This is a genomic window from Corynebacterium sp. HMSC034B08 (genome assembly GCF_001835805.1).
In the GTDB taxonomy this organism is placed as follows: Bacteria; Actinomycetota; Actinomycetes; order Mycobacteriales; family Mycobacteriaceae; genus Corynebacterium; species Corynebacterium coyleae.
In genome coordinates this window covers 25,095-32,612 of the sequence record NZ_KV825917.1, presented here as the reverse complement: position 1 = coordinate 32,612, position 7,518 = coordinate 25,095, and the positions used below count along the sequence as shown (strand labels likewise).

5 protein-coding genes, 1 tRNA gene and 1 pseudogene are annotated in these 7,518 nt (G+C 61.2%); 2 read left to right on the top strand and 5 right to left on the bottom strand.

Annotated features, from left to right (window positions below; translation table 11 throughout):
* Positions 1–35 precede the first annotated feature (35 nt).
* A pseudogene (locus HMPREF2656_RS02815) lies at positions 36–758 on the top strand (IS256 family transposase); the annotation flags it as partial.
* A gap of 272 nt (positions 759–1,030) precedes the next feature.
* Here the strand turns inward: HMPREF2656_RS02815 and HMPREF2656_RS12735 are convergent.
* From HMPREF2656_RS12735 to HMPREF2656_RS02805, 3 genes are all read right to left on the bottom strand, one after another.
* Positions 1,031–1,642 carry a hypothetical protein gene (locus HMPREF2656_RS12735; RefSeq protein WP_141760988.1) on the bottom strand — a complete coding sequence of 204 codons (612 nt, stop codon included), beginning with the start codon at positions 1,640–1,642 and terminating at the stop codon, positions 1,031–1,033.
* Between the two features lie 259 nt (positions 1,643–1,901).
* Positions 1,902–1,977, bottom strand: a tRNA-Val gene (locus HMPREF2656_RS02810).
* A 64-nt stretch (positions 1,978–2,041) separates the two neighbouring features.
* Positions 2,042–2,446: a DUF3052 domain-containing protein gene (locus HMPREF2656_RS02805; protein WP_246816793.1), complete on the bottom strand. Its 405-nt coding sequence runs from the start codon at positions 2,444–2,446 to the stop codon at positions 2,042–2,044.
* Positions 2,447–2,641: 195 nt separating this feature from the next.
* Between HMPREF2656_RS02805 and aceE the strand changes: the two genes are divergently transcribed.
* Positions 2,642–5,437, top strand: a complete 2,796-nt coding sequence (gene aceE / locus HMPREF2656_RS02800) for a pyruvate dehydrogenase (acetyl-transferring), homodimeric type (protein ID WP_070815807.1) — start codon at positions 2,642–2,644, stop codon at positions 5,435–5,437.
* Between the two features lie 402 nt (positions 5,438–5,839).
* Here aceE and HMPREF2656_RS02795 read toward each other — a convergent pair whose 3' ends face one another.
* Positions 5,840–6,697, bottom strand: coding sequence for an alpha/beta fold hydrolase (locus tag HMPREF2656_RS02795; RefSeq protein WP_083319416.1), 858 nt, complete (start codon positions 6,695–6,697; stop codon positions 5,840–5,842).
* Positions 6,694–7,503: a YPDG domain-containing protein gene (locus HMPREF2656_RS02790; RefSeq protein WP_070815801.1), complete on the bottom strand. Its 810-nt coding sequence runs from the start codon at positions 7,501–7,503 to the stop codon at positions 6,694–6,696. Before HMPREF2656_RS02790 ends, HMPREF2656_RS02795 begins: the two co-directional genes overlap by 4 nt.
* Between the last annotated feature and the right edge of the window lie 15 nt (positions 7,504–7,518).

Genomic DNA, 7,518 nt, shown 5'->3' with positions numbered 1-7,518 from the left:
CCGAAACGGCCTAAAACAACTTGACAAAACACAGCGCTGCCAGCGCAATCAAGGCATGCTGGCCCACAACGAAAGTGCAGCGCTGCCTCGTCCACGCCCAACGCGTGGTGCGCCGGCACACCACCGCACGTCCCCGCACCGATGCAGGACGAGCGATTTACCAGATCGCGCTCAACCTCACGAAGATCACCGATCTTGACGAGGCGGCCGCGTGGGGTGCGCAACTGCACGAATACGGCACTATCTACCGTGACTGGATGAACCAGAAAACGTTCACAACCGACCCGGCGACACGGCAACGCGCCTGGTCATGGACTCATGAACGCACCCGCAAGGCCTACAACAGCCTCAACCACCTATGGCGGGGCAACTTACTGTTGGTCTACCTCGCCCCACCCGACGGTGTGCTCGACGCCAGCCGGATCAAAGCCACCAAACAGCCGGAAGGCGGAATCAACGCCCAGTTGAAACTGCTGGCCCGCACCCACCGGGGAAGATCCGGGAACATCAACGCCGCATGTTGGATTGGTGGCTCTACCTAAAAACGGAACTGCCTGACGACCCCGTTGAGATCGCCGGGCAGCCCAACTGGGGTCAGGACTAACTGGCCAAAGTATCCACCCTGACCCGAAACGGGAACCAAGCCGACCACGAAACTTCGACGACCAGCCTTCTACGAGGGCGCTATCGACACCAACTACACCCACTCAATCGGCATCCAAAAGGCCACATCTAACCCTCGCGACACGCCGAGCTAGACACCCTTTTTGACCCTTAACGCTCAAATAGTAGTTATAGAATAGCGGCTCACGCAGGAAGCAAGAATTTGAATATACTAGTCTCTGTCTCGTTCACGGTATCTCACCAAGACTACGTACAAAATGCCCGCTAGAGCACCTGTAATCGATAAAATGGGACCTACGGACAAAATCGGATTAGACCACGCAGAAAGTGCTACTTGAATAATACTCAGGATAACACCTATAGCGATAATGATACCGATGACAACACGTAGCAAGCGCATTTATACCTACTGTGACCAGCAAATTCCACCAGGGAAAAGTCTAATTCCTCGATTCCACGAACCGCAGATGCCTAAAATGCCAGATTCCGCCGCTAAGCCTCCAGCAATAGCGCCAGCAAGAAACCCGCCTACACCTGTTTCTGCAGTAATTAACGCAGCTAACGCGGCAACACCAGCGCCAGCGGCGTACGCATTCTGGAGTGCAGATGCCGCGCAGCTATTTAGCAAGATACCGGGTGGTAGCTTTTGGAACCCATTCCGTCCTTGACATGCATCGTAAAACTGAATAGCCGGTTCGATAGCATCCGCTTCGCGTTCAAGAATCGCTAGGTCTGATTCGTCCGCGTCAACATTCCAGCCTTGCGCAAGAAGAGTTCCTGAGAACTCATTCAGTACACCGGAATCCACGTCTGGATCCGACTGAGCTGCTCGATAATCAAACCGTGCATGTTCAAAATCAACATACCTGTCCATCGCCCTAAAAGATGCCTCTTCAGCCACGGTGAGGTTCGAATCCTCGGCAAATAACATCTGCGCCTCGGCGACGTCAATTGGCTTTGCCGTTACCGTCGTAGGGGAGGAGATTCCTAGCGCCGATACCGAAAGTGCAACTGCCAATGCCCTTCTAAAGAGTAGGCGCATTCCTAACCTCTTTCTAAGAATATTCTGCGAGAGCTTGCTCTGTCGAGATGTCCTGTGAGCTCTTGCTCACTTAAGACGCCTTGTGAGATGACGGTAACATATTCTTTCGCCCAATGAACGGCAGAGCATTAATGAGAATGTCACGCCGATAGCAGACACACATTTTGAGCCTTAACCCCAGCCTGCGGACTCACACCAAGCTACGAAAAGGCCCCTCCGAAGAGGGGCCTTGACCTGGTGCGCCATGACGGGCTCGAACCGCCGACCTACTGGGTGTAAACCAGTTGCTCTTCCAGCTGAGCTAACGGCGCGCTGCCCGGTAACACTACCAAAGCATTAGCGAAAACGGGAAACCCGCAGGTTACACGCCGGAAACTACCGCTTGGGGGCGGCGAGGCAAGAGCCTTGCCAGTCGCCGAAGCGGTCGGCCTTGGTCTGCAGCAGACCGGCCAACTGGGCAGACTCTGCGATCAGGCCCGGTGCGACAACACCCGGGAAGCCGGCGCCGGGCGTCATCAGCCAGATGCGGCCACCGGAGCCGAGGTTGCGGGTGGCGTCGACGAGTTCATCGACAAGGTCACCGTCGCCTTCACGGAACCAAAGGAGGACGAGGTCGCAGGGCTCGAGGGTGTCGTCGTCAAGAAGCATTGCTCCGATGGCATCCTCGATGGCTTCCGAGATGGACGAATCCGCATCCTCACCCCAGCCGATCTCCTGAACGACAAGGTCGGGGCCAACCCCAAAACGGTCGGCGTAGGTGTCCACTCCTGTGGCACTCAAGTGTCTAAATCCTCCAGTTGTAGTTGTACGAATGCACGTCAGCATACCGCCCCACCGTGCTCAATGGCGACAAACCAACAATTAGTCTCACCAAAAGCCATCCGATGTAAGAACTAGCGAGCAAAAGAACGTATCCTTGTCGGTGTATTGCCCCGATGAACCCAGGAGGTTGAAGTGGCCGAAAAGGACACCGAGATGATCGATGGTCGCGTGAAGAACGCTTCTGACGTCGATACGAATATCCTGTCGCTGCGCGAAGGCGTAGCTTCCTACCTGCATGACGCGGACCCGGAGGAAACCCAAGAGTGGATGTACTCCCTCGACGGCCTGCTCGAGGAGTCCGACCCGGAGCGCGCCCGCTACCTCATGCTTCGCCTCATTGAGCGCGCCAACGCCAAGCGAGTACCACTGCCGGCGCTGTCCTCCACGGACCTGGTGAACACCATCCCAACCAAACTCGAGCCGGAATTCCCTGGCGACGAGCAAATTGAGAAGCGCTACCGCCGCTGGATGCGCTGGAACGCAGCCGTCATGGTGCACCGCGCACAGCGCCCGGGCATCGGCGTTGGCGGCCACATCTCCACCTACGCCTCCGCGGCAGCCCTCTACGAAGTTGGCTTCAACCACTTCTTCAAGGGCAAAGACGCACCACAGGGCGGCGACCAGATCTTCTTCCAGGGCCACGCATCCCCAGGCATGTACGCCCGCGCCTTCCTCGAAGGCCGCCTCTCCGAAGACGACCTGGACGGCTTCCGCCAGGAGCATTCCCGCGAGCAGGGCGGCCTGCCGTCCTACCCGCACCCGCACGGCATGCCGAAATTCTGGGAGTTCCCGACCGTGTCCATGGGCCTTGGCCCAATGAACGCCATCTACCAGGCACGCTTTAACAAGTACCTGCAGGACCGCGGCATCAAGGACACCGACCAGCAGCACGTCTGGGCGTTCCTTGGCGACGGCGAAATGGACGAGCCCGAATCCCGCGGCCTCATCCAGATGGCTTCCCTCTACGGTCTGGACAACCTCACCTTCGTGATCAACTGCAACCTGCAGCGTCTCGACGGCCCAGTGCGCGGCAACGGCCAAATCATCCAAGAACTGGAGAGCTTCTTCGTCGGTGCCGGCTGGAACGTCATCAAGGTCGTCTGGGGCCGCGAGTGGGACGAACTGCTTGAGAAGGACGAGGACGGCGCACTCGTCCACATCATGAACACCACCAAGGACGGCGACTACCAGACCTTCAAGGCCAACGACGGCGCCTACGTCCGCGAACACTTCTTCGGCCGCGACGAGCGCACCAAGAAGCTCGTCGAAGACATGACCGACGAAGAGATCTGGAACCTGCGCCGCGGCGGCCACGACTACCGCAAGGTCTACGCCGCCTACAAGCGCGCCCTGGAGACCAAGGGCAAGCCGACCGTCATCCTCGCCCACACCGTCAAGGGCTACGGCCTCGGCCACAACTTCGAGGGCCGCAACGCAACCCACCAGATGAAGAAGCTGGCCCTGGAAGACCTGAAGCTCTTCCGCGACAAGCAGCAGATCCCGATTTCCGACGAAGAACTGGAAAAGGATCCGTACCTGCCGCCGTACTACCACCCGGGCGAGGACGCCGAGGAGATCAAGTACCTCAAGGCACGCCGCGAGGAACTCGGCGGCTACCTGCCGGAGCGTCGGGAGCAGTACACCCCACTCGAGCAGCCTGACTTTGAAAAGACCTTCAAGGCACTGTTCAAGGACTCCGGCAAGCAGGAAGTCGCCTCCACCATGGCGCTCGTGCGCACGTTCAAGGCGCTCATGCGCGACAAGGAGCTGGCCAAGCGCGTCGTCCCGATCATCCCGGACGAGGCCCGTACCTTCGGCCTGGACTCCTGGTTCCCGACCCAGAAGATCTACAACCCGCACGGCCAGAACTACGTGCCGGTCGACCACGACCTGCAGCTGTCCTACCGCGAGTCCACCGATGGCCAGATCCTGCACGAAGGCATCAACGAGGACGGCTCCTCCGCATCCTTCATCGCAGCAGCAACGTCGTACGCCACCCACGGCGAGCCGATGATCCCGATGTACATCTTCTACTCGATGTTCGGCTTCCAGCGCACCGGCGACAACTTCTGGGCCGCCGGCGACCAGATGGGCCGCGGCTTCATCGTCGGCGCAACCGCCGGCCGCACCACCCTCTTCGGAGAGGGCCTGCAGCACATGGACGGCCACTCCCCGATCCTGGCCTCCACCAACCCTGCCGTCATCCCGTACGACCCGGCGTTCGCCTACGAGATGCCATACATCATCTCCAAGGGCATCGAGCGCATGTACGGCCAGGGCGCGGACAAGGACGAGGACGTGATGTACTACATCACCGTCTACAACCAGCCGCACCACCAGCCGGCACGCCCGGACAACCTCGACGTTGAGGGCCTGCACAAGGGCATCTACCTTTACGACGAAGGCAAGGACCTCGAGCACAAGGTCTCCCTGCTCGCCTCCGGCGTGGGTATGCAGCAGGCACTGCGCGCCCAGGAGATCCTGCAGGAGAAGTACAACGTCGGCACCGCGATCTACTCCGTCACCTCCTGGACCGAACTCGCCCGTGAGGGTCAGCGCAAGGCTGCCGAGCAGCTCCGCAACCCGGGCGAAGAGGTTGAAGAGGCATTTGCGACCAAGCAGCTTAAGCAGACCGAAGGCCCGTACATCGCGACCTCCGATTTCGCTTCCGACCTGCAGGAGCAGATTCGCGCCTACGTCCCGGGCCAGTACATCGTGCTTGGTGCCGACGGCTTCGGTTTCGCCGACACCCGCGAAGCCGCCCGCCGCTTCTTCAACATCGACGCCGAGTCCATGGCCGTCGCCGCCCTGATGGGCCTGGCCAACGAAGGCAAGATCGATCGCGATGTTGTGGCGAAGGCTGCGAAGGATCTGAAGATCGACGATCCGACCGCCGCGAAGCCGACCCTCGACTCCGACGACGAGGGACCGGAGAACGCCGCAGAGTAGTTCTGTGATCCCCCAACCGTCCCGGCCGTTTTTGAACTGGCTGGGGCGGTTTTCGTTGTGTGAGGTGGCTTGTCTTTCCGCCTGCCACCCTTTCCGAAAATAGTTCCCCGGCCGGGAACTTTCTTCGGGTTTGGGGCTTTCCGCGGCCGCGTTTCCCCAGGTCGCCGATTTTGCAACACCTTAAAAGCCCAAATAGTTCCACGAAACGGCGCGGACCCGGGAATTATTTTGGCCAGGAGCAGATGCTCCTGACACATTTCACATCGACGCCGACCCCGAAAACCGCTGACCTGCACCGATACCCCACGCTGACAGATTCTGCCGGGATGTGTCAGAAACCTCGGCGGCTGGTGGCGCCGGCTGGTGGCTGCCGCGCCGGCCGCAGGCGCGGTCGCGCCGGCCCTACCCTCGCGCCAGGGCGATGACGCGCTCGATGGCGGCGGTGACGGCGCCGGGGTCGTCGAGAGGCGGCATGTGCCCTGACTCGGGCAGGATTTGGAAGTAGGCGCCCGGCCAGATCGCGGCGAGTTCAGCGGATTGGCTGACGGGGGCGACGTTGTCGCGGTCGCCGACGAGGATGTAGCCGGGGATGGTGGCCAGGACGGCGGCGGCGCCGCGTTCGGAGTGGGTTTGGAGGTCGTCGAAGAAGCCTCGATAGGTGGCGAGCGGCGTGGCTTTGATCATGCGGGCGTGGAATGTGATCAGGGACCACGGTACGGGCCGGAAGTAGAACCAGCGCGCGAGGATGGGGGCGATCATGTCGGTCACCAGGCGTCGGATGCCTTCGGCGGCGTGTGGCAGCCTATCCACAAACCACCCGAGCGACCGGCCGAATCCCCCACCGAGGAGGCGTGGTAGGCCGCGGGCGGTGAAGGGGTCGACGGTGCTGGAGATTTGCACGGATCCGACCCAGTTGAACTGGTGGCGGCGCATCAGGGACAGGGAGATCGGACCGCCGAGGGAGTGTCCGACGGTGATGAGGGGGTCGTCGATACCGAGGTGGCTCAGGACGGCGGCGATGTCGTCGGCGGCGGAATCGATGGTGAGCAGGCTGGGGTCGGCGTAGCCGGTTTTGCCGTGGCCGCGGACGTCGACAAGGATTTGGCGCACGCCGGAAATGGCTTCGACCTGCAGTTTGTATTCGGCGGCGGCGATGTTGAAGCCGTGTGCGTAGACGACGGTCAGGCCGGCGTCGCGGGGCCCGACGTCGTAGTAGTGGATGGTGATGCCGTCGCGGTCGATGGTGCCGGTGCGCATCATAATCCGAGTTGTCCCAGGTAGGGCATGGCGGCGAAGCCGATGCCGACGATGACGGCGAGGATGCCGAAGACCAGCGCGACTTTTTGCAGCGGTGTCGATCCCGCAGGCGCAGGCGCGGGCGTTTGCTTCTCGACGACCCCACGTCCCGTATTCGTCACCCTCGCCGTCGTCGAACGCTTCGAGCCGTCGGCGAACGTGGCGGTCACGTCAAGGTTCGCGCTGTCGTAGGAGTCCTTGGGCAGGGTCACGGTAATCGCCCCGGTCTTCTGGTCAACCGAGTCGTAGGTGCCCTTGACCTCCCACGTCGCGTCGTTAGGAAGGTCCAGGTGGCGGACGTTGGTCGGGGTGAGCGTTACGGTTTGGCCGGGGTCGGCCTCGGCGGAGTCGTATTCCGGATCGTACAGAAACGCGTGGTCCGGGATCAGCGTGACCTCGGGGAAATAGAGGTCCGTCGAGTTGTCCGGAAAGTGCACCCGCACCGGAATCTGCTGCGTGTTCTCGCCGCGCTGCACCGGCGTATCGCCGTTGTGGTTGAGGTTGACCCGAAGTTTGTCGTCCACCTTGTCCACCTGAAAACGGTGGCGGATCGTGTTCTCCCCGGTCAGGCTCCACCGCGCACCCTCCGGCACGTCCTTCAACTCCAGGTAAACGGGGTTGGTGTAGTAGTCGCCCGGCGGGCCGTACACGTGCGATGTCTCCGGCGCGAAGTACGGCTTGTACGTTTCCGCCATCGTTGCGGCGCCGGCGACGGGGGCGACGAGGCTGGTGATCACAACGGCTGCTGCCGGAACTGCGAGGCGGTGCATGGGCCTATCATAACG